Consider the following 23619-nt stretch of genomic DNA (forward strand, 5'->3'; position numbering starts at 1 on the left):
TTGAAACCTTGGCCCGCGTCACCGACAATCCAACCGTCAGGCTGCCCGCAGTGGCATCCTGATCAGGCCCGGACCTCTCCGAAGGTCGACGCTCCTACACCATGCCGTGGGGCACTATCCTAGCGTATGCCATCTGGCTCAGCCCCCGCGGTGATGAGAATGCACTGTCTCGCGCGTGATCGACGTGATGCGCTGCCAGATCAACGTTGGGCAGTGTCCTTGGCATGAAGTGCCGGTAAGGTAAGGTTCTCTTGCCTTACGACTACTTCGGCGGGCGAGAAGCGCGCATCCGGCATTGTGCCGAATACAGTGCAATCAACAGCCGGTTAAGGGGCGCTGCCCCCTCTGCGGCAGGGCCGCATTCACCCCCGAGGTATTTTCGAACCAAAGAAGATATGGGGGCCTTGTCCGACGTTGCGTCGGTTCGGCTTCCGCGCGCGGGTGGGGAGTGCTAGCCATGGGGCCGGGAGGCGGGAGGCGCCATGAGCAAGGATGCACTGACACAGGCCGGGCTGAACCTGATCCAGCAGGCTCTGTCGATTTATGACAGCGACCTGCGGCTGGCGGTGTGCAACCGCCGCTTCGCCGAGATGTTCGATCTGCCGAAGCGCCTCACCGACGAGGGCGCGCGGTTCGAGGACACCATCCGGCATCTCGTCGAGCGCGGCGAATACGGTCACGTGGACGATCCCGAGAGCTTCATCGCGGTCCGGGTGCAGCAGGCCCGCGCCTTCGAGCCGCATTACATGGAACGCACCCGCGCCAACGGGCGCACCATCTCGGTCGAGGGCTCGCCGCTGCCGCAGGGCGGCTGGGTGACGGTCTATACCGACATCACCGGCATGAAGCGACAGGAGCAGCTGCTGCGCACCCGCTCGGAGCTGCTCTCGGAGGAGGTGTTGCGGCGCTCGGAAGAAGTGTCGGCCAGCAACCGTCAGCTCGAGGCCACCAACGCGGCGCTGCAGGAGGCGCGGCGCGAGCTGACCGAGATCGAGGCGCGCACCCGCCTCACCACCGAGATGATGCCGGCGCACCTTGCACGGGTCGACGCGGCGGGGCGCTACACGTTTTCCAACCGGCGGCTGTCCTCGGTGATGCCGGGGCGGCCCTCTGAGATCCTCGGGCTGCATGTCTCCGAGGCACTGGGGCCAGCCTACGAGAAAGTGCGGCCGCATCTCGAGCGCGCGCTCGGCGGGGCGCAGAGCATTTTCGAGTTCACCGACGAAGGCTCGTCGCGGCGCATCCGGGCGGTGTTCACCCCCGATCCCTGCGAAAGGGGGGTCTACATCCTGAGCCATGATGTCACCGAGGAGACGCAGGCACGGGCGGCGCTGCAGCAGACCAAGCGGCGGGAGCTGGCGGCACAGCTGACCTCGGGGCTGGCGCATGACTTCTCGAACCTGCTGACCATCATCCTCGGCATGCAGGCGAAGCTCGCGCGCATGGTCGAAGGGGACGAAGCCGAAGCGCTGATCACCGCCACGCTGCAGGCGGCGCGGCGCGGCGGCGAGCTGCTCAACCGCATCGCCGACATCACCAGCCACCGGGCCTGGCGCCCCGAGCCGGTGGCGCTGTCGCGCTTCCTGCGTGATCTCGAGACGCTGGCGCGGCCGTCCCTGCCCGAGGCACTGGCGCTGCGCATCGTGCAAGAGGCCAAGGGCGCCTTCCTGATCGACCCCGGAATGTTGCAGGACGCGGCGCTGAACCTCGTGCTCAACGCCGCCGATGCCTGCGGTGCGTCGGGCGAGATCACCGTTGCCGCCCGCGCCGTGCAGGACACCTGGCTCGAGCTTTCGGTGGCCGACAGTGGACCGGGCTTCAGCGCGGAGGCGCTGGCGCACGGGCTCGACCCGTTCTTCACCACCAAGGGTGGCGAGGGGTCCGGGCTGGGGCTCGCCATGGTCTACGATATGGTCAAGCTCGCCGGCGGCGAGGTGAAGCTCGGCAATGGCGTGCGCGGCGCCTGCGTCACGCTGCGCCTGCCGCTGCGCCGGCCCGAGACGCAGCCCACCGGCGGGCTGGCATTGCTGGTCGAGGACAATCCCGAGCTGCGCGCCCAAGTGCGCGAGATGCTCACCGGGATCGGCCACAGCGTCATCGAGGCGAGCTCGGTCGAAGAGGCCTGCGCGCTGGCCGAGGGGCTCGAGATCGATCTCGTGCTGTCGGACATCTCGCTCGAGGGCGCGCTGCCGGGAAGCGCCCTGCCCGGGCTGCTGCCGGATCTGCCGGTGCGGCTGATGACCTCGCTGCCGCCCGATCACCCGCGGCACGTGGAGGCGCGGCAGGCGGCGCCGGTGCTGGCCAAGCCGTTCACCGCGGACGAGCTGCGGACGTTCCTCGGCCACCGGAGGGATGCCGCATGAGCGCGCCTCTGGTCTTCATCCTCGACGACGAGCCGGCGATCCGCACGATCCTGTCGGAGGCGCTGACAGAGGCCGGTTTCCGCACCCTGAGCTTCGCCCGCGCCACCGAGTTCGAGGCGGCGCTGAAACGGGCGACGCCGGATGTCTGCCTTGTCGATCTCGGCCTGCCCGACCGCGACGGGCTGACACTGGTGCACCGGCTGGCGCTGGAACAGGGGGCGAGCGTGATCATCATCTCGGGCCGGGCGCAGGTGCAGGACCGGGTGACCGGGCTCGAGCTCGGCGCCGACGACTACATTATCAAGCCCTTCGATCCGGCCGAGGTGGTCGCGCGCATCCGGGCCCGTCTCCGCGGGCCCCGCGCGGCGCTGCGGCAGAGCGACACCGCCCGGTTCAACGGCTGGACGGCGCATTTCGACCGCTACGCGCTGGAGGACGAGGCCGGAGGGGAGACCCCGTTTTCCCATGCCGAGGGCGAGGTGCTGCGGCTGTTCCTCGACAGCCCCAAGCGGCTGATCACCCGGGCGCAGATGCAGGAGAGCCTTGGCGGCGCCGCAGGCGAGAGCTTCGACCGGGCGATGGATGTGCGGATCTCGCGGCTGCGCACCAAGCTGCGGGAGGATCCCAAGAACCCGCGGCTGATCAAGACGATCTACGGCGCAGGGTATATCTTTCTGGGGGATGTGGAGTGGGCGTGAGGCCGGCATAGCCCGCGGGACAGCGCCTGGGCCTGAGCTTTGGCCTCTCTCAATGGACGCCAACGCAGATCGTTATGGGGGCCGCGACGGGGGTGTCTGTCTGCCGCGCCCGAGGCCGGTCGGCGCTTGGCGGGCAAAAGGCCCAGCGCCTCGACCCAAAGCGACATTCAGCCGCCAAGCATCCCCTTGAGCGCCGGCAATACGCCCGCCGCCAGCACACCCACGATCACCCCGGCAAGCACCCTCGGCACAGGGCCGCCGATCCGGGGACCGGCCCAGCACAGCACCCCGCAGATGATGGCGTAATAGACGAGACTGACCGGATCCATGCTATCCTCCCGTTCCCTCGCGAGCAGGGTAGCACAGTTTCTGGATCTGCGCGGCGCTCAGGCGTCGCCCGGTTCCTCGGAGAGCAGCGTCACCAATTCGCCCTTCATCTGCTCCAGCTCGTCGCGGTAGCGCGAGGGGGCGAGGCTGCTGAGCGCGGCGTCGAACTCGGCCAGAAGCTGCGCCTCGGCGTCCTCGACGGCGCTCATCATGTCGTCGTCGATCTCCTCGAAGAGCGAGCGCAACGACACCGACGTGCGGTTGACCGCCGCGCGCACTCCGCCAGAGCGGTCGGGTTCACCGCCGAGCGCCGTCATGATCGCGGTGATGCGGTCGCATTGTTCCACGTGAAGGCCGCGGAACTTCAGCGCCACGTGACGAAAGTCGGGCTCGGCCTTCTCGGCCATCTCCTCGAACCAGGCATGGGTCTCGGCGCTGCGCGACAGCAGGTCCTGCAACGTCGAAAGCTGGTCGTCGCTTGCGCTGACGGGCTGGGGATCGGTCATAACGGTTTCTCCGGGAACAGTTTTCTGAAAACGTCCTTCAGGCCGAGAGGTTCCCTGCCCTAGCCGAGCGCGGCCACGGCGCGCGCCAGCGTGTTGAGGCCGGTCACCAGATCGGCCTCGTCGGTGTCCTCTGCAAAGTCGTGGCTGATGCCGCCGATCGAGGGCACGAACAGCATCGAGACCGGCATCAGCCGGGCCACGTTGGTGGCGTCGTGCAGTGCGCCCGAGGGCATCACCCGCCAGTTGCCCGGCGCCTCGGCCTCGGCCGCCGTCTCGAGCGCCGAGCGCAGACCGGCATCCATCGTCACCGGGTCGAGCCCCAACATCGGGCCGAATTCGAGCCCCATGCCATGCGCCGCGGCGATCTCGGCGGCGGTGTCGCGGATGATCGTCTCCATCCGCGCCAGCCGATCGGCATCTCCGTCGCGCCACTGCATCGAGAAGCGCGCCCGCCCCGGCACGATGGAGGCGGCGTTGGGATGCAGCGCGACATGGCCGATGGTCCAGACAGTCTGCGGGGTCACCACGTTGGCGAAGCGCTCGTTGAGCGCCGCGTTGAAGCTTGCGAGCGCCTGAAAGGCATCGCGGCGCAGGTGCATCGGCGTGGTGCCGGCGTGGTTCTGCTGGCCGGTAAAACTCAGATGCATGTCGCGGATGCCGACGATGGCGTCGACCACGCCGATCTTCTCGCCGCTGGTGTCGAGCACCGGCCCCTGCTCGATATGCATCTCGACATATCCCGAGAAGCGGGAGGGATCGACAAACCCGCCGCGCCGGTCGCCAAAACGGGCCCGGGCTTCGGCAAAGCTCACGCCTTGCGCGTCATGCAGCGCGTCGGCGCCTTCAAGCGTCTGGTTTCCGCCCCAGACCGAGCTGCCGGTGGTGACGCCGAAGCGGCCCTCCTCGTCGGAGAACGACACCACGGAAACCGGCGGCCCTCCGGCCTCCCGAGAGGCGCGGGCCACCTCCAGCGCCGCGACCACGCCCAGCGCACCGTCGAGCCAGCCGCCCTCGGGCTGGCTGTCGGAATGCGACCCCATCAGCAGCGAGCGCCCCTCGTCCAGACCGAAGAGCGAGCCTGCGGGATCGAACTGCGGTGTGAGCCCCGCCTCGGACATGCGGCCCGCGAGCCAGTCGCGCGCGGCGATGTCCTCGTCCGAGAAGCCGGGGCGCGCGACCCCCTTCCCGACGCCGGAGGCGCCGAAGCGGCGCAGGGCATGCAGGTCCTCGAGGAAACGCTTGGGGTCGACGGGCAGCATGGCGGCACTCCTTTCGAAGCGGACCCTGCGGACGGCGCGGCGCGATGTCAAACGCCCTCGCCGGATTCCCGGCGCTCAGGCGAGGATTGTCTCAAGCGCGGCGCGCAGCCCGGCAGGGACGGGCGCGGGGCGGGTGTCGCGGTCGACGGCAACCTGAATGAAGAAGCCCTCGACGCAGGCGATCTCGTCGTCTTCGCGGAAGATGCCGACCTCGTAGCGCACCGAGCTGTTGCCCAGCCGACCGACGCGCAGCCCGGCGTGCAGCTGCTCGGGGAAGCGCGCCTCGGAATGGTAGGTCGCGCCGCTCTCGACCACGAGGTAGCGCAGATCCGCATCCGCGCCGAGATCGACGCCCTGCCCGGTCTGCCAGAGCGCCACGACTGTATCGATGTATTTCAGGTAGGTGACGTTGTTGATGTGACCGTAGAGATCGTTGTCGTCCCAGCGGGTCTGCACGGAGAAGAAGGCACGATAGGCGGAGCGGGGCGACGGGGCTTTGCGGGTCATCCGGATCTCAGGGCTCTGAAGGCCGCCGAGGCACCCCAGCCGGCGGCGATGGCGATCACCAGCGAGAGCAGGCCGTAAAGCGGCGGTTGGTTGCGCGAGAGGTTGTAGAGCCAGCGTTCGAGCCCGACCTTCCCGACCTCGAGCTCGGAGCTGTACTGCGACACCACCCGGCCGCCGCGCGTTAGCAGGACGCGGACCGTATAGGTGCCCTCGACGATGTTGGCGGGCATCGAGATCCGTGTGTCGAACAGGGTGGATTCGTTGAACGTCACGGTCACCGGGCGCTGCTGGTACAGACTGCGGGTCTCGCGCAGGCGGATCAGCGCCTCGGTGAAGCTGGGCGAATCGACGATGTTCATCGGCGCGCCGACCGAGCGGATGGCACGATTGACGGACACCTTGTGGCGCAGGTCCTCGACCTCGGAGATCACCTGCGGCCAAGGCGCCGAGGTGGCCACCGCGTAGAACGAGGGCGCCGCATCGATCTCGACCGCGTCGGTGTTGACCCAGATGCCGAAGCGCCGCTCCTTGCGCCAGACCGTGACCGGAGTGACCGGGCCCGAGACCGTGACGATGACCTCGAGCGGCGGCTCGGTGCGGATCTCGGTCTCGCGCTTCACTGCGCCGAAGATCAGGATCTCGGAGCCGTCGAAATCGGCGGTGATCGAAACCCGGTCCTTGCTCAGACCCATGACCACCTCCTCGGCCCGGGCCGGCAGGGCGAAGACCGCCAGAAGCAGGAGCAGCAGCCGGATCATTGCACCCCCAGCTCGTAGAGGTCGGCGGGGGTGAGAAACAGGTCGAGCGCCAGCTTGCCGCAGACCAGAAGCACCAGAGAGGCCAGCAGGATGCGCAGCTGCTCGGCCTTGAGTCGCGTGCCGAAGGCGGTGCCGAACTGCGCCCCGATCACGCCGCCGATCAGCAGCACCAGCGCCAGCAGGATGTCGACCGTGTAGTTGGTGACCGCGTGTAGCATGGTGGTGAAGGCGGTGACGAAGATGATCTGGAACAGCGAGGTGCCAACCACCACCTTTGTGGGCATGCCCAGCAGGTAGATCATCGCCGGCACCATGATGAAGCCGCCGCCCACGCCCATGATCGCCGACAGCACGCCCACCGAGAGGCCGACCATCACCGGCGGGATCGCCGAGATGTAGAGCCCCGAGGTGCGGAAGCGCATCTTCAGCGGCAGGCCATGCACCCAGCCGTGGTGGCGCCGCTTGGGCGGGCCGCCCTTTTTCGAGCGCCTGAGCGCCCGCAGGCTCTCGACGAACATCAGCGAACCGATGATGCCAAGGAAGACCACGTAGCAGAGTCGTACCAGCAGATCGACCTGACCGACCTGCTTGAGCAGGTTGAAGACGTAGACGCCCAGCGCCGCACCGACGAGGCCGCCACCGAGCAGCACCGTGCCCATGCGCAGGTCGACGGTCTTGCGCTTGAGATGCGCCAGCACCCCCGAGACCGAACTCGCGACGATCTGGTTGGCGCCGGTGGCCACCGCCACGGCGGGCGGAATGCCCATGAAGAACAGCAGCGGCGTGATCAGGAAGCCGCCTCCGACGCCGAACATGCCCGAGAGCACCCCGACCAGCCCGCCAAGGCCGAAGAGCAGGAAGACGTTGACCGAAACCTCGGCGATTGGGAGGTAGATCTGCATGATCCATCTTTGAAACCGGCGCCCCGATTTGGCAAGCTCCCGGGCGGCGCCGCGTGTGGATCGGCGCGCGACTGTGATAGCGCTGCCGATTTTCTGCCATGCGGGCTCAGCCCGGGGCGCGGGGACCGAGGCCGCGGATCAGCAGCCACAGGCAGAAGGCGGTCTCGGACAGCACCGGCAGCAGGTAGGCCGGGGCGAAGAGGTCGGCCATCGCCGGGGCCATGAACAGGATCGCGCTGCCAAGGATATAGACCACGCCCGCCGCCGCGATCAGCCAACCCAGCAGTTTCGGAACAAACCCCGAGAGCACCAGCAGCCAGCCGGTGAGCAGGCTGTTCACCCCGAAGAACACCAGCCCGAGGTCGTAGCCGTGGCCGTGCAACTCCAGCGCCAGCATCGCCGCTTCCGGGGCGCCGTCCCGCTGCAGGATCAAAAGCGCGCCGTACTGGAACAGCAGCGACATGGCGATCAGAGCCGCCTGCACCAGCCTGAACACCATCGCCATCAACGCCAGCGCCGCGCTCACCGGGCGCAGCAGCAGGTAGAGCAGAACCGCCAGCGCGACGTCGGCCAGCGCCATCACCGTGTCGGCCGCAAGGCTCAGCCGCAGCGTGCCGGGTTGGGCGAGGATGGCCTCGGCAGTGGCCACGGCGTCCCCGGGCATGATCAGGCTGCCGCGCAGGGCGACCTCGCTGGTCAGGCCAAGCAGGATGATCAGAAGATAGAGCGCACCGGCAAGGCGCGCCGCGCCCATCGGGGCGGCAAGAGGGCTTTGGGCGATCACGGTCTCGGATCCTCGCTGCGGCGGCATCTGTCGCCGCGACCCTAGACCGGCTCGCGGGCCGCGCAAAGCTCAGCGCACGCGAACCCCTTCGAGAAACACCCGAACCGCGCGACGGCGGCGCATCTGCTTGTCTTCGCGCGCGTGGCACGCGTCGAGGTGGCGCTCGTTCGGGATCAGCAGATCGTGCAGGACCTCACCCATCATCATGTCGACCAGCAGTTCTGCCGCCTCGGTCGCGGTCATCTCGTGCAGGGTCACCTCGCCGCTCTCGGCGGCGCAGGCCAGTTCGGCCGAGATGTAGCTGATCAGGGCGCCCCGCCCCTCGGCATCCCACTGGCGCGCGATGCCCGGATGGATCGGCGCCTCGGCGATCACCGCGCGCAGCACCTCGACCGCGCCCTGCTCGAATTGCGGCATCTCGTTCAGCGTCAGCAGCTTGTCGAGCCGCTCGACGAGAGGGAGGTCGCGCTCCTCGGGCGCGAGTGGGCGGAAGATGCGTTGCCCAATTCGCGCGAAGGTTGCCCCGAGCAGCTCCTCGCGGCTGGCAAAGATGGTGTAGAGCGTGCGCTTTGACATCCCCGCCTTACGGGCGATGCCAGACATGCTGATGTCCTCGAGCCGGCATTGCATCAGCAGCTCGCCCACAGCGTCGAGCACCATGGCCTCGCGGGTCTCGTGATCGATCTGCACCGGGCGGCCGCGACGCCTTGGCGAAACCGCCCCGGTCTGTGATGATTGATCTGGCACTGCACATCTCCTGTGCCGCAACGCAGAGAAAAAAACTCTGTTCCCGACGCGGCGAGCTTTACAAAACTACACAGTTTCCATATCGCCATTCAAGACCGTTCCGCTTTTCAGCGGCCTTTTGCCTTCTTTGGAGTGCTCCCATGCTCAGAGGACTTACCCGCACCCTGCGCCTTGCCACCGCCGCGCTGGTCACGGCCGCTGCCACCCTGCCCGCAGCCGCGCAGCAGCAGGGCGGCGAACGCCCGCCGCAACCGGTGACCGTGGTGACGCTTCAAGCGTCCGACGTGACGCTCACCTCCACCCTGCCCGGGCGCGTCGCCGCCTCCGGCGTTGCCCAGGTGCGCCCGCAGGTCAACGGCATCATCACCGACCGCCTGTTCGAGGAAGGCGCCGAGGTCGAGCAGGGCGAGGCGCTCTACCGCATCGACCCGGCGGTCTACGAGGCCGCGATGGCCGCTGCCGAAGCCTCTCTGGCGCAGGCGGAAGCCACGCTCAGCTCCGCCCAGCGCGATGCCGACCGTCAGGAAGAGCTGCGCCAGCGCAACGTCGCCAGCCAGCAGAACCTCGACGACGCGCTCGCCGCACGCGACGTGGCGGAGGCGGCGGTGAAGGTGGCGCAGGCCAATCTGCTCTCTGCCGAGATCGATCTCGAGCGCACCACCATCCGCGCGCCGATCAGCGGCTCCGCCGGCCTCAGCGAGGTGACCAAGGGCGCGCTGGTGACCTCGGGCCAGTCGACCGCGCTGACCACCATCCGCCAGCTCGACCCGATCTATGTCGACGTGACCCAGTCCGCCGCCGAAATGCTGCGCTGGCGCCGGTCGGGGCAGGATGTCGAGAGCGAGGGCAATGGCCTCGTGACGCTGACCCTCGCCGATGGCGAGACCTACGAGCACACCGGCCGCCTCGCCGCCGCGGAACCCTACGTGAACGAGCAGACCGGCGTCATCGTGCTGCGCCTCGAGTTCCCCAACCCCGACCAGTTCCTTCTGCCGGGCATGTACGTGCAGGTCGAGATGCCGCAGGGCACCGTCGAGGATGCCATCCTCGCGCCGCAGGAAGGCGTCACCCGTGACCGCCGTGGCCGCCCGATGGCGATGGTGGTGAATGCCGAGAACGCCGTCGAGAGCCGCCAGCTCACCGTACAGCGCGATCAGGGCAATGCCTGGGTCGTCACCGACGGCCTTGCCGCTGGCGACCGCGTCATCGTGGCCGGCCTGCAGAAGGTCTCCGAAGGCATGACCGTGTCGCCGCAGGAACGCTCCGCTGCCGAGGGCGAGGAGTCCGCGGCGGGAGACACTGCCGCAGACACCGCCGAGACCGCCGAGACCGCCACCGAATAAGCCGCGCCGCGAGCGTCAGGAGTCCCTCTTATGGCCCGTTTCTTCATCGACCGTCCGGTCTTTGCCTGGGTGATCTCGATCCTCATCATGGGCGTCGGCGTGCTGTCGCTGCTCACCCTTCCCATCGCGCAGTATCCGCAGATCGCACCGCCCTCGGTGCGGGTGAGCGCGCAATATCCCGGCGCCTCGGCGCAGACCGTGGCCAATACCGTCACCCAGATCATCGAACAGCAGATGACCGGGCTCGACGGCATGCGCTACATGTCGTCCTCGTCGACCTCGGCCGGGACCGCCTCGATCACCCTGACCTTTGAATCCGGCACGGATCCGGACGTGGCGCAGGTGCAGGTGCAGAACAAGCTCAGCCAGGCCACCGCGCTGCTGCCCGAGACGGTGCAGCGGCAAGGGGTCACCGTCGAGAAGGCGTCGTCGTCCTTCTTCATGGTGATCGGCCTGATCTCCGAGGATGGACGGCTCGAACAGGCCGACCTGTCGGACTACCTGAACTCCAACCTCGTTGACGAGTTCGCCCGCATCGAGGGCGTCGGCGGGGCGCAGGTCTTCGGCGCGCAATACGCCATGCGGATCTGGCTCGATCCGTCCAAGCTTGCCGCCTTCGAGATGACACCCTCGGACGTGGTCAGCGCGGTTTCGGCGCAGAACGCGCAGATCTCGGCGGGCTCCTTCGGCACCCTGCCCGCCCCCGAGGGCCAGCAGCTCAACGCCACCATCACCGCGCAGTCGCTGCTCTCCACCCCGGAAGACTTCCGCAACATCGTGCTGCGCACCGAGACCAATGGCGGCCTGGTGCTGCTGCAGGACGTGGCCGAGGTCGAGATCGGCGCCGAGAACTACTCCACCATCGCGCGCTACAACGGCCAGCCCTCCTCGGGCATGGCGCTGCAGCTGGCCTCGGGCGCCAACGCGCTCGACACCTCCGAGCGGGTCAAGGAGCGGATCGAGGAGTATTCCGAGTTCTTCCCCGAGGGCGTGGGCTACGTCATTCCCTACGACACCACCCCGTTCATCGAGATCTCAATCCACGAGGTGCAGAAGACCCTGATCGAGGCCATCATCCTCGTGTTCTTCGTGATGCTGCTTTTCCTGCAGAACCTACGCGCCACGCTGATCCCAACGCTGGCGGTTCCGGTCGTCATCCTCGGCACGTTCGGCATCCTCGCGATGGCGGGCTTCACCATCAACACGCTCACCATGCTCGCCATGGTGCTGGCCATCGGCCTGCTGGTCGACGATGCCATCGTGGTGGTCGAAAACGTCGAGCGCATCATGGAAGAAGAGGGCCTCTCCCCGCGTGAGGCAACGCGCAAGTCGATGGGCCAGATCACCGGCGCCCTGATCGGCATCGCGCTGGTGCTCTCGGCGGTGTTCGTGCCGATGGCCTTCTTCCCCGGCTCCACCGGTGTGATCTACCGGCAGTTCTCGATCACCATCGTCTCGGCCATGGCGCTGTCGGTGCTGGTCGCCCTGACCCTGACACCGGCGCTCTGCGCCACGCTGCTCAAGGCGAAGGACGTGAACCACACCAAACGCGGCCCGTTCGGCTGGTTCAACAAGGGCTTCGACAAGACCGCCGACGGCTACCGCGGCACCGTGGCCTACCTGATCAAGCGCCCGCTGCGGATCATGCTGGTCTATCTCGCCCTCGCCGGCGGCATGGTCTACCTGTTCAACAACACCCCCACCGGCTTCCTCCCGGACGAGGACCAGGGTATCCTGATGGTCCTCGTGCAGGGCCCCACCGGTGCCACCGCCGAGCGTACGCTCGACGTGGTCGAGCAGGTCGAGACCCATTTCCGCGAGAACGAGGCAGAGAACGTCGAGTCGGTGTTCGGCGTGGTCGGCTTCTCCTTCGCCGGTCAGGGCCAGAACATGGGTCTCGCCTTCGTGCGGCTCAAGGACTGGGAGGAACGCCCGGACCCGAGCCAGAGCGTGCAGGCCGTCGCCGGACGCGCCTTCCCGGCCTTCATGGGCATCCAGGATGCGCAGGTCTTCCCGATCGTGCCGCCCTCGGTGATCGAGCTCGGCAACGTCTCGGGCTTCGACTTCTACCTGCAGGCGCAGGCTGGCCAGACCCACGAACAGCTCCTGAATGCCCGCAACCAGCTGCTTGGCATGGCCTCGCAGAGCGAGCTGATCGGCTCCGTGCGCCCCTCCGGGCTCGAGGACGCTGCCCAGTTCAACCTCGACATCGACTGGCGTGCCGCCGGCGCGGTCGGGGTCTCTCCCACCGATGTCGGCAACCTCCTGTCGGTGGCCTGGGCAGGCCAGTACGTGAACGATTTCAACGACAACGGCCGCATCAAGCGGGTCTACGTGCAGGGCGAGGCGGACAGCCGCGCCACGCCGTCGGACCTGCAGAAATGGCGGGTGCGCAATGCCAATGGCGAGCTCGTTCCGTTCGCCAACTTCACCTCCGAGGACTGGGCCTACGGCCCGCAGGGCCTGAGCCGCTACAACGGCATCCCCTCGATGCAGATCCAGGGCGAGCCGGCCGCCGGCGTGACCTCGGGCGAGGCGATGGCCGAGATGGAGCGCCTCGTGTCGGAGCTGCCGCCGGGCTACGCCCTCGCCTGGACCGGCCTGTCGCTGGAAGAACGCGACTCTGGCGGTCAGGCACCACTGCTCTACGCCCTGTCGCTGGCGGCGATCTTCCTCTGCCTCGCGGCGCTCTACGAGAGCTGGACGATCCCGTTCTCGGTGATGCTGGCAATGCCGATCGGTGTCCTCGGCACCATGGGCGCGGCCTACTGGTTCGGCTTCGAGAACGGCGTGTTCTTCCAGGTCGGCCTGCTCACGGTGATCGGCCTGACCGGCAAGAACGCCATCCTCATCGTCGAGTTCGCCCGCGAACGCTACGAGGCGGGCGAGGAGCTTCTGGCGGCGGTGGCCGAGGCGGCGAAGCAGCGCTTCCGCCCGATCATCATGACCTCGCTGGCCTTCTCGCTGGGCGTGGTGCCGCTGGTGCTGTCCTCCGGCGCCGGCGCCGGCGGCCGCACCGCGGTGGGTTCGGCGGTGCTTGGCGGCACCATCACGGGCACCGTGCTGGGGGTGATCTTCGTGCCGCTGTTCTTCGTCGTGGTGCAGCGCATCTTCGGTCGCAAGAAGGCCAAGGAGCTCGCAGCCAAACAGGCAGAGACCGCCTGACCCTTCTGCTATCGCAAGAACAGGCCGCGCCGTCCGGGACATCCCGGGCGGCGCGGTCGCGTTTCAGGTCCAGTTTCAGGCCCAGCTTTCAGGCGCGGTCTTCCGATCCGGGTTACAGGCCCAGATTCAGGCCGGAATTCAGGCCATATCCTGCTGCATCGCCGCACGGGTGCGCTGCAGGATCCCGCCCAGCCGGGCAAAGATCTCGGCCCGCGGCGTGCCCGGCCGCCAGCCCAGCATCACCCGGCGCGGACAGGCCCCCTCGAGCGGCGACAGCCCCACCTCCTGCCCTGCCAGCACCCCGGACAGGATCGCCAGATCCGGCAGCAGCGTGATCCCCAGCCCCTCGCTCACCATCGAGATCAGCGTCGAGAGGCTGGTGGCCGAGAAGCTCTCGTCCTGTTCGATCTCGTAGTCGGGAAAGGCCTTGAGGGCATGGCGCTGCAGGCAATGGCCGCGCTCAAGCAGCATCAGCCGCGCCCCCTCCAGCGCCTCGCCGCTCACCGCGCCGCCGCCATAGCGCGACAGGCCGGGCGGCGTGGCGAGGTGGTAGCCGTCATCGAAGAGATGCATCGTCTCGATGCCCGCGATGTCGAAGGGCTGGGCGAAGAGGATCAGGTCGAGCCGCCCCGACAGCAGCCCCTCGACCAGTTGCTCGGTCAGTTCCTCGCGCAGGAACAGCCGCAGCTCGGGGAAGGCCCCACGCAGCGCCGGGAGGGCCCGCGGGATCAGGTAGGGACCGATGGTCGGGATCGCCCCCAGCCGCAGGTCGCCCTGGTCGGGCCGGCCCTGCGCGGCGGCCAGCGCCTCGATATCACCCGCCGCCAGCAAGAGCGCCCGCGCCCGCCCGGCGATCTCTGCCCCGAGCGGCGTCAGGATCACCGAGTGGGTGTTGCGCTCGGCCAGCTGCACGCCGAGCCGCTCCTCGAGCTCGCGCAGCCCCGCGCTCAGGGTGGGCTGGGTGACATGGCACAGCTCGGCGGCGCGCGAGAAGTTCAGCGTCTCGGCGAGCGCGGCGAGGAAGCGCAGCTGGCGCAGGGTGATCTGCGGATTGATCATAGAGGTTTTCTATCACAATGAGCGATACAATCAATTTCAAGAATATGACTATCACGAGTACATCGGGGTCATCGAACGACAGACTCTGGTTTTGACAGAAGGAAGACCCCGATGCTCGACACGCCCTGCCCGCAGATGCCCCGCCTCAACGAGCCCGCCCCGGCCTTTGACGCTCCCACCACCGACGGCCGCAAGACGCTTCAGGACTACCGCGGCCAGTGGCTGATCCTGTTTTCGCACCCGGCGGATTTCACCCCGGTCTGCACCACCGAGTTCATCGCCTTTGCAAAGAAACAGGACGCTTTCGCCGAGATGAACACCGCCCTGCTCGGCCTGTCGATCGACAGCCATTACAGCCACATCGCGTGGATGCTGAACATCAAGGAAAAGTTCGGCGTCGAGATCGGCTTCCCGATCATCGCCGACCTGAGCATGACGGTGGCGCAGTCCTACGGCATGATCCAGCCCGGCGCCTCCGACACCGCTGCAGTAAGGGCGACGTTCATCATCGACCCCGAGGGCGTGCTGCGTGCCATGGTCTACTACCCGATGAACGCCGGCCGTTCGGTGGACGAGATCCATCGCCTGCTCGTGGCGCTGCAGACCGCCGACGCCAACAAATGCGCGATGCCGGAGAACTGGACACCGGGCGACCCGGTGATCGTGCCGACCCCGGCCACCCCCGAGGCCGCGATGGCCCGCGCCGGCGAAGGCTATGACACCGTCGACTGGTATTTCTCCACCCGCCAGCTCTGATCCGGCGGCCGGTGCGCCCTTGTGGCGCACCGGCGGCACTGGATACCCATGCGGATTGGAACATATCTTCAATTCGGAACATGTCATACGAGAGCGCCGCAGCCATGGGCTCGGCAAGCCCCACAGGACAACGAGGACCAAGATGACCCATAGCCCGATCGTCAAGAGCTTCTGGGACGAAGCAACCGGAAGCTGGCAATATGTCTTCCACGATCCCGCCACCATGAAGGGCGCGATCGTCGATCCGGTCTGGGATTACGACCCGCAGGCCGCCGCCACCAGCACCGAGAACGCCGAGAAGATCCTCGCCTATGTCGAGGAGACCGGCATCGAGGTGGTCTGGATCCTCGACACCCACCCCCATGCCGACCATTTCTCCGCCGCCCCATGGCTGAAGGAAAAGCTCGGTGCCCCCACCGCCATCGGCGAGAGGGTCACCGGCGTGCAGAAGCTCTGGCAGTGCATTTACAACCTCGGTTCCGATGTCCCGACCGACGGCAGCCAGTGGGACAGGCTGCTGGCCGATGGCGATGAATTCATGGTCGGCGAGATCCCGGTGAAGGTGATCTTCTCGCCCGGCCACACGCTGGCTTCGATCACCTATGTCGCGGGCGACGCGGCCTTCGTGCACGATACCTTCATGATGCCCGACAGCGGCACCTCGCGCGCCGATTTCCCCGGCGGCTCCTCGAAGGATCTCTACGAGACCATCCAGAAGATCCTGTCGCTGCCCGACGACACCCGGCTCTATGTCGGCCACGACTACGCCCCCGAGGGCCGCGACGCCGCCTGCTGCGCCACCGTCGCCGAGCACAAGGCCTCGAACATCCACCTCAAGGACGCGCCGTCCGAGGCCGAGTACCGCGCCGTGCGCGACAAGCGCGATGCCACCCTGCCGCTGCCCAAGCTGATGCTGGCAGCATTGCAGATCAACATCCGCGGCGGGCGCAAGCCCGCGCCGGAGGGCGATGGCCGGCGCTACCTCAAGATCCCGCTGGACTACTTCGAGCCACGCTGACGGGGCGCGTTGTCCCGGCCCTGCCCTGTAGCGGGTTGGGCGGGATGCCTCCGGCGGGAGTATTTTCGACGAAGAGAAGATGGGGGTGCTCAAGAACTGTGCCCTGGGCATGGACGGCAGACGATGGCGCCGGCGGCGCGTTGATCCGGCCTTGCCCGGCAGCAGGTCGGGCGGGATGCCTCCGGCGGGAGTATTTTCGACGAAGAGAAGACGGGGGCTGCACGATCTCTCCCGGGTGGGCGCGCGGGCGGCATGCGAAACCGGACAGAGGACGCCGCGCGTGGGGCGCATTGGCCGGCCGCCCCTTTCCCCCTGCGCGGCGATCCGCTAAGAGCGGCGCGATACGTGACACCAACACGGGCGGCTTCGCGATGAAATTCACCCTTTCCTGGCTGAAAGAGCACCTCGACACCACAGCCTCGGTCGACGAGATCACCGAGGCACTGACCGATCTCGGGCTCGAGGTCGAAGGGGTCGAGAACCCCGCCGAGCGGCTGGCGGCCTTTACCATCGGCAAGGTCCTCAAGGCCGAGAAGCATCCGGACGCGGACAAGCTCCGGGTCTGTACCGTGCTGACCGACGAGGGCGAGAGCCAGATCATCTGCGGCGCGCCCAACGCCCGCGAGGGCATCACCGTGGTCATCGCCAAGCCCGGCACCTACGTGCCCGGCATCGACACCACCATCCAGGTCGGCAAGATCCGCGGCATCGAGAGCTTCGGCATGATGTGCTCGGAGCGCGAGATGGAGCTGTCGGAAGAGCATGACGGCATCATCGAGCTGGCCTCCGGCGAGGTCGGGCAGCCCTTCACCGACTGGCTCGCCGAGAACGATCCCGCCAAGGTCGACCCGGTGATCGAGATCGCCATCACCCCCAACCGGCCCGACGCGCTTGGCGTCGAGGGCATTGCCCGTGATCTCGCGGCGCGCGGCCTCGGCACGCTGAAGCCGCTTGCACCGGTCACGGTCGCGGGCAGCTTCCCCTGCCCGATCTCGGTGACCATCGAGGACAGCGCCAAGGACGGCTGCCCGGTCTTCTATGGCCGCGTCATCAAGGGCGTGAAGAACGGCCCCTCGCCGCAATGGCTACAGGACCGGCTCAAGGCCATCGGCCTGCGCCCGATCTCCTTCCTCGTCGACGTGACCAACTTCTTCACCTTCGACCGCAACCGCCCGCTGCACGTGTTCGACGCCGACAAGGTGCAGGGCAACCTGCGGGTGCACGCAGCTGAGGGCGGCGAGACGCTCGAGGCGCTGGACGAGCGGACCTACACCATGGAGCCGGGGATGATCCTGATCTCCGCCGACAGCGGGCCCGAGAGCCTTGGCGGCGTGATGGGCGGCGAGCCCACGGGTGTTAGCGACGACACCGTCAACGTCTTCCTCGAGGCGGCCTATTTCGACCCGATCCGCACCGCCTACACGGGGCGCGGCCTGAAGATCAATTCCGACGCCCGCTACCGCTTCGAGCGCGGCATCGACCCGGCCTCGGCCCAGCCCGGCATCGAGGCGGCGACGCGGATGATCCTCGACATCGCAGGCGGCGAGGCCTCCGAGGTGGTGGTCGCGGGCGAGACCCCCGATGTCAGCCGCGCCTACAAGCTCGACACCGACCGCGTGGTGAGCCTCGTCGGCATGGAGATCCCGGCCGACGAGCAGCGCGCCACTCTGGAGGCGCTCGGCTTCACGCTCGAGGGCGACATGGCCCATGTGCCGAGCTGGCGCCCCGACGTGATGGGCGAGGCGGATCTCGTCGAGGAGGTCGCCCGCGTGGCCTCGCTCACCAAGCTCAAGGGCCAGCCGATGCCGCGCCCGCAGGCGGGCGTGCCCGCCCCGATCCTGTCGCCGATGCAGAAGCGCGAGCAGATCGCGCGTCGTACCGTGGCCGAGCTTGGCTACAACGAATGCGTCACCTACAGCTTCATCGACAAGGCGGCGGCGGAGCTCTTCGGCGGCGGCGACGATGCCACCATGCTCGCCAACCCGATCAGCTCCGAGATGAGCCACATGCGCCCGCAGCTGCTGCCGGGCCTGCTGCAGGCGGCGGCGCGCAACCAGGCGCGCGGCTTCGCCGATCTGGCGCTGTTCGAGGTTGGCGCGGCCTTTCAGGGCGGCGAGCCGGAAGAGCAGCACACCCAGATCACCGGCCTGCTCGTGGGCCGCAGCGGCCCCAAAGACGTGCACGGCGCCTCGCGCCCGGTCGACATCTTCGACGCCAAGGCCGATGCCGAGGCGGTGTTGTCTGCGATCGGCGCACCCGCCAAGATGCAGATCCTGCGCGGCGCCGAGGAATGGTGGCACCCGGGCCGTCATGGCAAGCTCTGCCTCGGCCCCAAGAAGGTGCTCGGCGTGTTCGGCGAGATCCACCCCAAGGTGCTGGCCGAGCTCGGCGTCAAGGGCCCGGCGGTGGGCTTCACGCTCTACCCTGCCGAGATCCCGCTGCCGCGTTCCAAGGGCTCGGGCCGTCCGGCGCTGAAGCTCAACGACCTGCAAGCGGTCGAGCGTGACTTCGCCTTCGTGGTCGATGCCGACGTGGCGGCGCTCGATCTGGTCAACGCCGCGGCGGGCGCCGACAAGGCGCTGATCGAGGAGGTCCGGGTGTTCGACGAGTTCATCGGCGGCAGCCTCGGCGAGGGCAAGAAGTCGCTGGCGATCACCGTGCGCCTGCAGCCCTCCGACGCGACGCTGAAGGAGAAGGACATCGAGGCGGTCGGCGCCAAGATCGTCGAGAAGGTGACCAAGGCCACCGGCGGCACGCTGCGCGGCTGAGCCCGCCTCACCGCTTGAGACAGGACAGGCGCGGCTCCGCGAGGGCCGCGCCTTTTGCGTTCATCGCGCGGCGTGCCGTTGCCGGCACATGGGCATTGCGGGCCCTAGACGCAGCTCTCGTGCGCCGGACCTTGCGCATGGCCCATGCCCTTGCCGTCTTTGTCGCGACGCGGTGAAGACCGTTCTCCGCTCAGCCCTCGGCGATCAGCTCGTCGAAGATCGCCAGCGCCTTGGCGGCGTAGCTGAGCCCAGGGCCACCTGCCATCTGCACCGACATGCCCAGCACGTCGACCAGCTCTTCACGGGTGGCACCGGCCTTCACCAGCGCTGCCACGTGCGACAGGATGCAGCCCTCGCAGCGGATCGCCACGGCGATGCCAAGTGCCACGAATTCCTTTTGCTTCTTGCTCAGCGCGTTGTCGACGGTCGCGGCCTTCTGGAGCTCCATGAAGCCGGCAAAGGTCTCGGGCATGGCCTTGCGCAGCTCGCGCATGTAGCCGGCATTGGCGCTGATCTGGTCCTTGAAGCTCATGGCCTGTCCTTTCATGCAAATCGCTTGCATCTCTAAGACCATGCAGCCCTCGCCCGAGCCTTGATCGAGATCAGGCGGCGCGCGGGAAGCCCCCATGCATCACATGCAAGCCTTTGCAGGTATGACCGGCCCGAAGAGCGCTTGTTTCCACGGCGATTTCCGCACCCCGGTCACACGATCCGTGAAAATTCCGGCGAGACGGTCGCCCGCCCTTGGCCGAGCCCACGGATCGACGCTAACAAGCCCGCAAGACCGCCGCGCCGGACGTGGCCCACAGCCAGACGGAGCCCATGATGAGCGACCACAAGATCGACCGCATCCGCGTTCACCGCGTGCTGATCCCCGGCAAGGCGGTGCATTCGCACGGCATCGGCGACGTGGCGGGCATCCACGCCGTGATCCTCGAGGTGATCACCGACACCGGCCTGACCGGCTGGGGCGAGGCCTCGCCCTGGCCCGCCTTCACCGGCACCGCCGAGGGCACCGTCGCGGCGCTCTATACCTATCTCCGCCCGCATCTCATCGGGCAGGACCCGGTGCAGGTCGAGCGCCACATGCGGGACGCCGAGGCACTGGTGGTGGGCCACCCCGAGGCCAAGGCGGCGCTCGAGATGGCGCTGCTCGATCTCACCGGACAGATCTCGGGCCTGTCGGTCTGCGAGCTGGTGGGTGGCCGGATGCGCGACGACATGGGGCTGAGCTTTTCCGTCGCCAACCCGGATTTCGGCAAGGATCTCGAGGACGTGGCGGCGATGTGGGCCGAGGGCGTGCGGATCTTCAAGATCAAGACCGGCTTCAAGAGCCACGGCTTCGACCTGATGCGGCTCGAGAAGCTGCGCGGGATCTACGGCGCCGAGGCCGACCTGCGCATCGACTACAATCAAGGCCTGCCCGCCTATGACGCGGTGCGCTGCATCCGCGATCTCGAGGCCTTCCGCCCGACCTTTGTCGAGCAGCCGGTGAAGATGCACGAGCGCGACGCGCTGGCCCATATCGCCCATGTGATCGAGACCCCGATCATGGCCGACGAGTCGGTCTTTGGCGTGCGCGAGGCGCTTCACGGGGTGCAGATCCGCATGGCCGACATCTTCTCGCTGAAGGTGATGAAGTCCGGCGGCATCCGCCGCGCGCTCGAGGTCAACGCCATCGCCCGCGCCGCCGGGATCGAGGTCTATGGCGGTTGCATGTTCGAGACCGGTCTCGCCCACGCCGCCGGCGCTCACCTGATGGCGGCGCTGCCTGAACTTCGGCTCGACTGCGAGTTCTACATGTCAACCTACTATGCCAGCGAGGACATCCTCACCGAGCCCTTCCCGGTCCGGGGTGGCCGGGTGCACGTGCCAGAGGGCCCCGGTCTCGGGGTGGCGGTCGACCCGGCGATGCTGGCGAAATACGCGCAGGCCGAGGCGCTCGGCTGAGGCCCTAGCCGAAGAAGGCCCGGCGCAGCAGGTTCAGCGCCGCGACCAGCAGCACCCAGAGGGTGATCTTGCGGAACGCCGCCTGATCGATCCGGTCATGCACCTTCATGCCCAGCCACATGCCCAGCATCGAGGGCACCACGAGAAAGGCCGAGAACCACACGGTCTGAGCATTGAGCACGCCGGACACCGTATGCGCCCCGGTCAGCGACAGTGCGCCAAGCCCGTAGGCCACGCCCTGCACGCGGATCTGCTCGCGCTTCTCGGTGTCGATGGCGGTGAGATAGGCCACCATCGGCGGCCCCCAGACCCCGGACATGCCGCCGATGAAGCCCGCGACGCTGCCGATCACCACCTCGGCAAAGCGGTTCTGCCCGTTCTTCAGATGCGGCCGCCATCCGGCCAGCTGCATGATGCAGAACAGCGCCACCGGCCCGCCGATCATAGCCAGCAGCACCGGAACCGGCAGCACCCGCACCAGCTGGGACGAGAGCAGCAGGCAGAGCAGCCCCGCGCCCAGAAACACGCGGAATCGCTTGAGCGAGGCCAGGGCGGCGCGGAAGCCGTGTTGCAGCGCCTGCACCGCGTTGCTGATCAGCGCGGGCAGGATCAGACCGGCCAACGCCAGCTCGGGCGACAGGAAGCTGCCAAGGCCCGAAATCAGGATCATCGGCAAGGCAAACCCGACCATGCCTTTGACCAACCCAGCCAGAGCCGAGACCCCGAAGGAAAGAACGAGCAAGGAGGGCGGGATCAGGCTAAATATCGTGTCCATGGGATGCTCATAACATGCTCGCGCGGCATGTCTTTCTGAAATTTGCGCGCAACAATAGAACTAAGGAATACCTCACGGGGTATTTTTGTTGCGCTGCACCTGCAAAGTAGGTATCCCCACCGAGACCCAGGAGAAGGAAGTGATTCATGGCACATGACGGACAGGACATCGCCCTCGGCCAGAGCATCCTGCTCGACGATCTGACCGGCCTCACCAAGGCCGCCATCGCCCCCGCCGAGGCGGTGCTCGAGGCCGCGCGCGCCTCGCTGCGCGCCACGGTCGAGGAGGATGGCCGCGTCTCCGGCAAGCTGATCGAGGAAAACCAGTTCGCCGCCCACGGGCTCGCCTGGCTCGCCACCTATGTCGAGAGCCTGCGCCAGATGCAGTACTGGGCCGACAAGCTGACCGGCGACGGCGGCTTCGGCGAGGTCGAACAGCTGATCCACCAGATTGCGTTCGGCGAGTATCTCAACCAGATTGCCGGCGGCATCCAGATGAACCAGGGCGAGATGGTGCGCCTCTCGGATCTGGGCGTCAGCGCAGAGGCCGCCGCCGCGCTGCGCACCGATGCCACTGAAACGCTGATGGCGCGAGGCAACAGCCAGGCCGCCCGCTCGCGCCTCGTGGAGCTGATGCAGGAACGCTCGGCCGAGATCACCGTCGGCAAGACCGCGCTCGACGAAGAGCTCGAGATGATCCGCGAGCAGTTCCGCCGCTACGCCGTCGACAAGGTCGAGCCCTTCGCCCACGAGTGGCACCTGAAGGACGAGCTGATCCCGATGGAGGTCATCGAGGAGCTCGCCGAGATGGGCGTGTTCGGCCTCACCATCCCCGAGGAATACGGCGGCTTCGGCCTGTCCAAGGCCTCGATGTGCGTGGTCTCGGAAGAGCTGTCGCGCGGCTATATCGGCGTGGGCTCGCTGGGCACCCGCTCCGAGATCGCCGCCGAGCTGATCATCGCCGGCGGCACCGAGGAGCAGAAGCAGAAATGGCTGCCGGCGCTGGCCTCCGGTGAGAAGCTGCCCACCGCCGTGTTCACCGAGCCCAACACCGGCTCGGATCTTGGCTCGCTGCGCACCCGTGCGGTCAAGGACGAGAGCGGCGATTACACCGTCACCGGCAACAAGACCTGGATAACCCACGCCGCGCGCACCCACGTGATGACGCTGCTGGCCCGCACCGATCCCTCGACCGACAACTACAAGGGTCTGTCGATGTTCCTGGCCGAGAAAACCCCGGGCACCGATGCTGAGCCGTTCCCGACCGAGGGCATGACCGGCGGCGAGATCGAGGTGCTGGGCTATCGCGGCATGAAGGAATACGAACTCGGCTTCGATGGCTTCAAGGTCAAGGGCGAGAACCTCCTCGGCGGCGAGGAAGGCAAGGGCTTCAAGCAGCTCATGGAGACCTTCGAGAGCGCCCGCATCCAGACCGCGGCCCGCGCCATCGGCGTGGCGCAGGCGGCGCTCGACGTCGGTATGCGCTATGCCGAGGACCGGAAGCAGTTCGGCAAGTCGCTGATCGATTTCCCGCGGGTGTCGGGCAAGCTCGCGATGATGGCGGTGGAGATCATGATCGCCCGCCAGCTCACCTATTTCTCGGCCCGCGAGAAGGACGAGGGCATCCGCTGCGATCTAGAAGCCGGCATGGCCAAGCTGCTCGGCGCCCGCGTGGCCTGGGCCAATGCCGACAACGCGCTGCAGATCCACGGCGGCAACGGTTTCGCGCTGGAATACACCGTGAGCCGCATCCTGTGCGACGCCCGCATCCTCAACATCTTCGAGGGTGCAGCCGAGATTCAGGCGCAGGTGATTGCACGCAGGCTTCTTGGGTGACGATGTCGCAAACCCTCCGGGGGAGGGTTTGCCTCGGCTGCACGCCGAGATCCAGGCTCAGGTGATCGCACGGCGCCTGCTGGGCTGAGCACCTGCACT

General features: G+C 67.5%; 20 protein-coding genes. 9 read left to right on the forward strand and 11 right to left on the reverse strand.

Annotation, left to right across the window (positions count from 1 at the left end; translation table 11 throughout):
* Positions 1–482: 482 nt before the first annotated feature.
* Entirely contained in the window at positions 483–2363 is a 1881-nt protein-coding gene (locus JF542_RS19185; RefSeq protein ID WP_207077031.1) for a hybrid sensor histidine kinase/response regulator, read from the forward strand.
* The gene (locus tag JF542_RS19190) at positions 2360–3061 is read left to right on the forward strand and encodes a response regulator transcription factor (protein ID WP_207077032.1); all 702 of its coding nucleotides are present in this window, start codon (positions 2360–2362) and stop codon (positions 3059–3061) included. Before JF542_RS19185 ends, JF542_RS19190 begins: the two co-directional genes overlap by 4 nt.
* A gap of 167 nt (positions 3062–3228) precedes the next feature.
* Here the strand turns inward: JF542_RS19190 and JF542_RS19195 are convergent, their stop codons facing one another.
* The 8 genes from JF542_RS19195 to JF542_RS19230 all read right to left on the reverse strand — a co-directional run bounded on the left by JF542_RS19195 (position 3229) and on the right by JF542_RS19230 (position 8794).
* Complete coding sequence (locus JF542_RS19195; protein WP_007794531.1) at positions 3229–3390, reverse strand: hypothetical protein; 162 nt, start codon at positions 3388–3390, stop codon at positions 3229–3231.
* A gap of 57 nt (positions 3391–3447) precedes the next feature.
* Positions 3448–3894 (reverse strand): DUF2383 domain-containing protein, encoded by a 447-nt coding sequence (locus tag JF542_RS19200; RefSeq protein WP_007794533.1) that lies wholly within the window; start codon positions 3892–3894, stop codon positions 3448–3450.
* Between the two features lie 59 nt (positions 3895–3953).
* Complete coding sequence (locus JF542_RS19205) at positions 3954–5153, reverse strand: Zn-dependent hydrolase (protein WP_207077033.1); 1200 nt, start codon at positions 5151–5153, stop codon at positions 3954–3956.
* 75 nt (positions 5154–5228) lie between these two features.
* Positions 5229–5660, reverse strand: coding sequence for an acyl-CoA thioesterase (locus JF542_RS19210; RefSeq protein ID WP_007794538.1), 432 nt, complete (start codon positions 5658–5660; stop codon positions 5229–5231).
* Positions 5657–6418, reverse strand: a complete 762-nt coding sequence (locus JF542_RS19215) for a TIGR02186 family protein (RefSeq protein ID WP_007794541.1) — start codon at positions 6416–6418, stop codon at positions 5657–5659. Before JF542_RS19215 ends, JF542_RS19210 begins: the two co-directional genes overlap by 4 nt.
* On the reverse strand, positions 6415–7320 hold the full coding sequence (locus tag JF542_RS19220; RefSeq protein WP_007794545.1) for a sulfite exporter TauE/SafE family protein: 906 nt from the start codon (positions 7318–7320) through the stop codon (positions 6415–6417). The genes JF542_RS19215 and JF542_RS19220 overlap by 4 nt, the downstream gene beginning before the upstream one ends.
* Positions 7321–7426: 106 nt before the next feature.
* Positions 7427–8104 carry a DUF4386 domain-containing protein gene (locus JF542_RS19225; RefSeq protein WP_340689166.1) on the reverse strand — a complete coding sequence of 226 codons (678 nt, stop codon included), beginning with the start codon at positions 8102–8104 and terminating at the stop codon, positions 7427–7429.
* Between the two features lie 69 nt (positions 8105–8173).
* A complete protein-coding gene (locus JF542_RS19230) occupies positions 8174–8794 on the reverse strand; it encodes a TetR family transcriptional regulator (protein ID WP_207077034.1) in 621 nt (206 codons plus the stop codon).
* A 197-nt stretch (positions 8795–8991) separates the two neighbouring features.
* Between JF542_RS19230 and JF542_RS19235 the strand changes: the two genes are divergently transcribed.
* Positions 8992–10194: an efflux RND transporter periplasmic adaptor subunit gene (locus JF542_RS19235; protein ID WP_207077035.1), complete on the forward strand. Its 1203-nt coding sequence runs from the start codon at positions 8992–8994 to the stop codon at positions 10192–10194.
* A 30-nt stretch (positions 10195–10224) separates the two neighbouring features.
* Complete coding sequence (locus JF542_RS19240; protein ID WP_007794556.1) at positions 10225–13359, forward strand: efflux RND transporter permease subunit; 3135 nt, start codon at positions 10225–10227, stop codon at positions 13357–13359.
* A 138-nt stretch (positions 13360–13497) separates the two neighbouring features.
* On the opposite strand, the gene JF542_RS19245 is transcribed toward JF542_RS19240, so the two are convergent.
* Positions 13498–14418, reverse strand: a complete 921-nt coding sequence (locus JF542_RS19245) for a hydrogen peroxide-inducible genes activator (RefSeq protein WP_207077036.1) — start codon at positions 14416–14418, stop codon at positions 13498–13500.
* Between the two features lie 111 nt (positions 14419–14529).
* Here JF542_RS19245 and JF542_RS19250 point away from each other — a divergent pair, with 111 nt between their 5' ends.
* The 3 genes from JF542_RS19250 (at position 14530) to pheT (ending at position 18960) form a co-directional block, all read left to right on the forward strand.
* Positions 14530–15174 carry a peroxiredoxin gene (locus tag JF542_RS19250; RefSeq protein ID WP_207077037.1) on the forward strand — a complete coding sequence of 215 codons (645 nt, stop codon included), beginning with the start codon at positions 14530–14532 and terminating at the stop codon, positions 15172–15174.
* Between the two features lie 142 nt (positions 15175–15316).
* Positions 15317–16192 carry an MBL fold metallo-hydrolase gene (locus tag JF542_RS19255; protein WP_207077038.1) on the forward strand — a complete coding sequence of 292 codons (876 nt, stop codon included), beginning with the start codon at positions 15317–15319 and terminating at the stop codon, positions 16190–16192.
* A 371-nt stretch (positions 16193–16563) separates the two neighbouring features.
* Positions 16564–18960 (forward strand): phenylalanine--tRNA ligase subunit beta, encoded by a 2397-nt coding sequence (gene pheT / locus JF542_RS19260; RefSeq protein ID WP_207077039.1) that lies wholly within the window; start codon positions 16564–16566, stop codon positions 18958–18960.
* Positions 18961–19150: 190 nt separating this feature from the next.
* Here pheT and JF542_RS19265 read toward each other — a convergent pair whose 3' ends face one another.
* Positions 19151–19492, reverse strand: coding sequence for a carboxymuconolactone decarboxylase family protein (locus tag JF542_RS19265; RefSeq protein ID WP_207077040.1), 342 nt, complete (start codon positions 19490–19492; stop codon positions 19151–19153).
* A 293-nt stretch (positions 19493–19785) separates the two neighbouring features.
* Between JF542_RS19265 and JF542_RS19270 the strand changes: the two genes are divergently transcribed.
* Complete coding sequence (locus JF542_RS19270; protein WP_242533846.1) at positions 19786–20910, forward strand: enolase C-terminal domain-like protein; 1125 nt, start codon at positions 19786–19788, stop codon at positions 20908–20910.
* A gap of 4 nt (positions 20911–20914) precedes the next feature.
* On the opposite strand, the gene JF542_RS19275 is transcribed toward JF542_RS19270, so the two are convergent.
* The gene (locus JF542_RS19275) at positions 20915–21685 is read right to left on the reverse strand and encodes a sulfite exporter TauE/SafE family protein (RefSeq protein ID WP_207077042.1); all 771 of its coding nucleotides are present in this window, start codon (positions 21683–21685) and stop codon (positions 20915–20917) included.
* Between the two features lie 146 nt (positions 21686–21831).
* On the opposite strand from JF542_RS19275, the gene JF542_RS19280 reads away from it, so the two are divergent.
* Positions 21832–23520 carry an acyl-CoA dehydrogenase family protein gene (locus JF542_RS19280; protein ID WP_207077043.1) on the forward strand — a complete coding sequence of 563 codons (1689 nt, stop codon included), beginning with the start codon at positions 21832–21834 and terminating at the stop codon, positions 23518–23520.
* Positions 23521–23619 lie beyond the last annotated feature (99 nt).

Source organism: Salipiger bermudensis, from assembly GCF_017309175.1.
Classification (GTDB): Bacteria; Pseudomonadota; Alphaproteobacteria; order Rhodobacterales; family Rhodobacteraceae; genus Salipiger; species Salipiger bermudensis.

Excerpts from the sequence above, each read along its gene's own strand:
- JF542_RS19250 (WP_207077037.1), top strand. The coding sequence starts at position 14,530 with ATGCTCGACACGCCCTGCCCGCAGATGCCCCGCCTCAACGAGCCCGCC.
- JF542_RS19185 (WP_207077031.1), top strand. The coding sequence starts at position 483 with ATGAGCAAGGATGCACTGACACAGGCCGGGCTGAACCTGATCCAGCAG.
- JF542_RS19200 (WP_007794533.1), bottom strand. The coding sequence starts at position 3,894 with ATGACCGATCCCCAGCCCGTCAGCGCAAGCGACGACCAGCTTTCGACG.
- pheT (WP_207077039.1), top strand. The coding sequence starts at position 16,564 with ATGAAATTCACCCTTTCCTGGCTGAAAGAGCACCTCGACACCACAGCC.
- JF542_RS19255 (WP_207077038.1), top strand. The coding sequence starts at position 15,317 with ATGACCCATAGCCCGATCGTCAAGAGCTTCTGGGACGAAGCAACCGGA.
- JF542_RS19210 (WP_007794538.1), bottom strand. The coding sequence starts at position 5,660 with ATGACCCGCAAAGCCCCGTCGCCCCGCTCCGCCTATCGTGCCTTCTTC.
- JF542_RS19265 (WP_207077040.1), bottom strand. The coding sequence starts at position 19,492 with ATGAGCTTCAAGGACCAGATCAGCGCCAATGCCGGCTACATGCGCGAG.
- JF542_RS19205 (WP_207077033.1), bottom strand. The coding sequence starts at position 5,153 with ATGCTGCCCGTCGACCCCAAGCGTTTCCTCGAGGACCTGCATGCCCTG.
- JF542_RS19270 (WP_242533846.1), top strand. The coding sequence starts at position 19,786 with ATGAGCGACCACAAGATCGACCGCATCCGCGTTCACCGCGTGCTGATC.
- JF542_RS19220 (WP_007794545.1), bottom strand. The coding sequence starts at position 7,320 with ATGCAGATCTACCTCCCAATCGCCGAGGTTTCGGTCAACGTCTTCCTG.
- JF542_RS19280 (WP_207077043.1), top strand. The coding sequence starts at position 21,832 with ATGGCACATGACGGACAGGACATCGCCCTCGGCCAGAGCATCCTGCTC.
- JF542_RS19190 (WP_207077032.1), top strand. The coding sequence starts at position 2,360 with ATGAGCGCGCCTCTGGTCTTCATCCTCGACGACGAGCCGGCGATCCGC.
- JF542_RS19245 (WP_207077036.1), bottom strand. The coding sequence starts at position 14,418 with ATGATCAATCCGCAGATCACCCTGCGCCAGCTGCGCTTCCTCGCCGCG.
- JF542_RS19275 (WP_207077042.1), bottom strand. The coding sequence starts at position 21,685 with ATGGACACGATATTTAGCCTGATCCCGCCCTCCTTGCTCGTTCTTTCC.
- JF542_RS19240 (WP_007794556.1), top strand. The coding sequence starts at position 10,225 with ATGGCCCGTTTCTTCATCGACCGTCCGGTCTTTGCCTGGGTGATCTCG.
- JF542_RS19235 (WP_207077035.1), top strand. The coding sequence starts at position 8,992 with ATGCTCAGAGGACTTACCCGCACCCTGCGCCTTGCCACCGCCGCGCTG.
- JF542_RS19195 (WP_007794531.1), bottom strand. The coding sequence starts at position 3,390 with ATGGATCCGGTCAGTCTCGTCTATTACGCCATCATCTGCGGGGTGCTG.
- JF542_RS19215 (WP_007794541.1), bottom strand. The coding sequence starts at position 6,418 with ATGATCCGGCTGCTGCTCCTGCTTCTGGCGGTCTTCGCCCTGCCGGCC.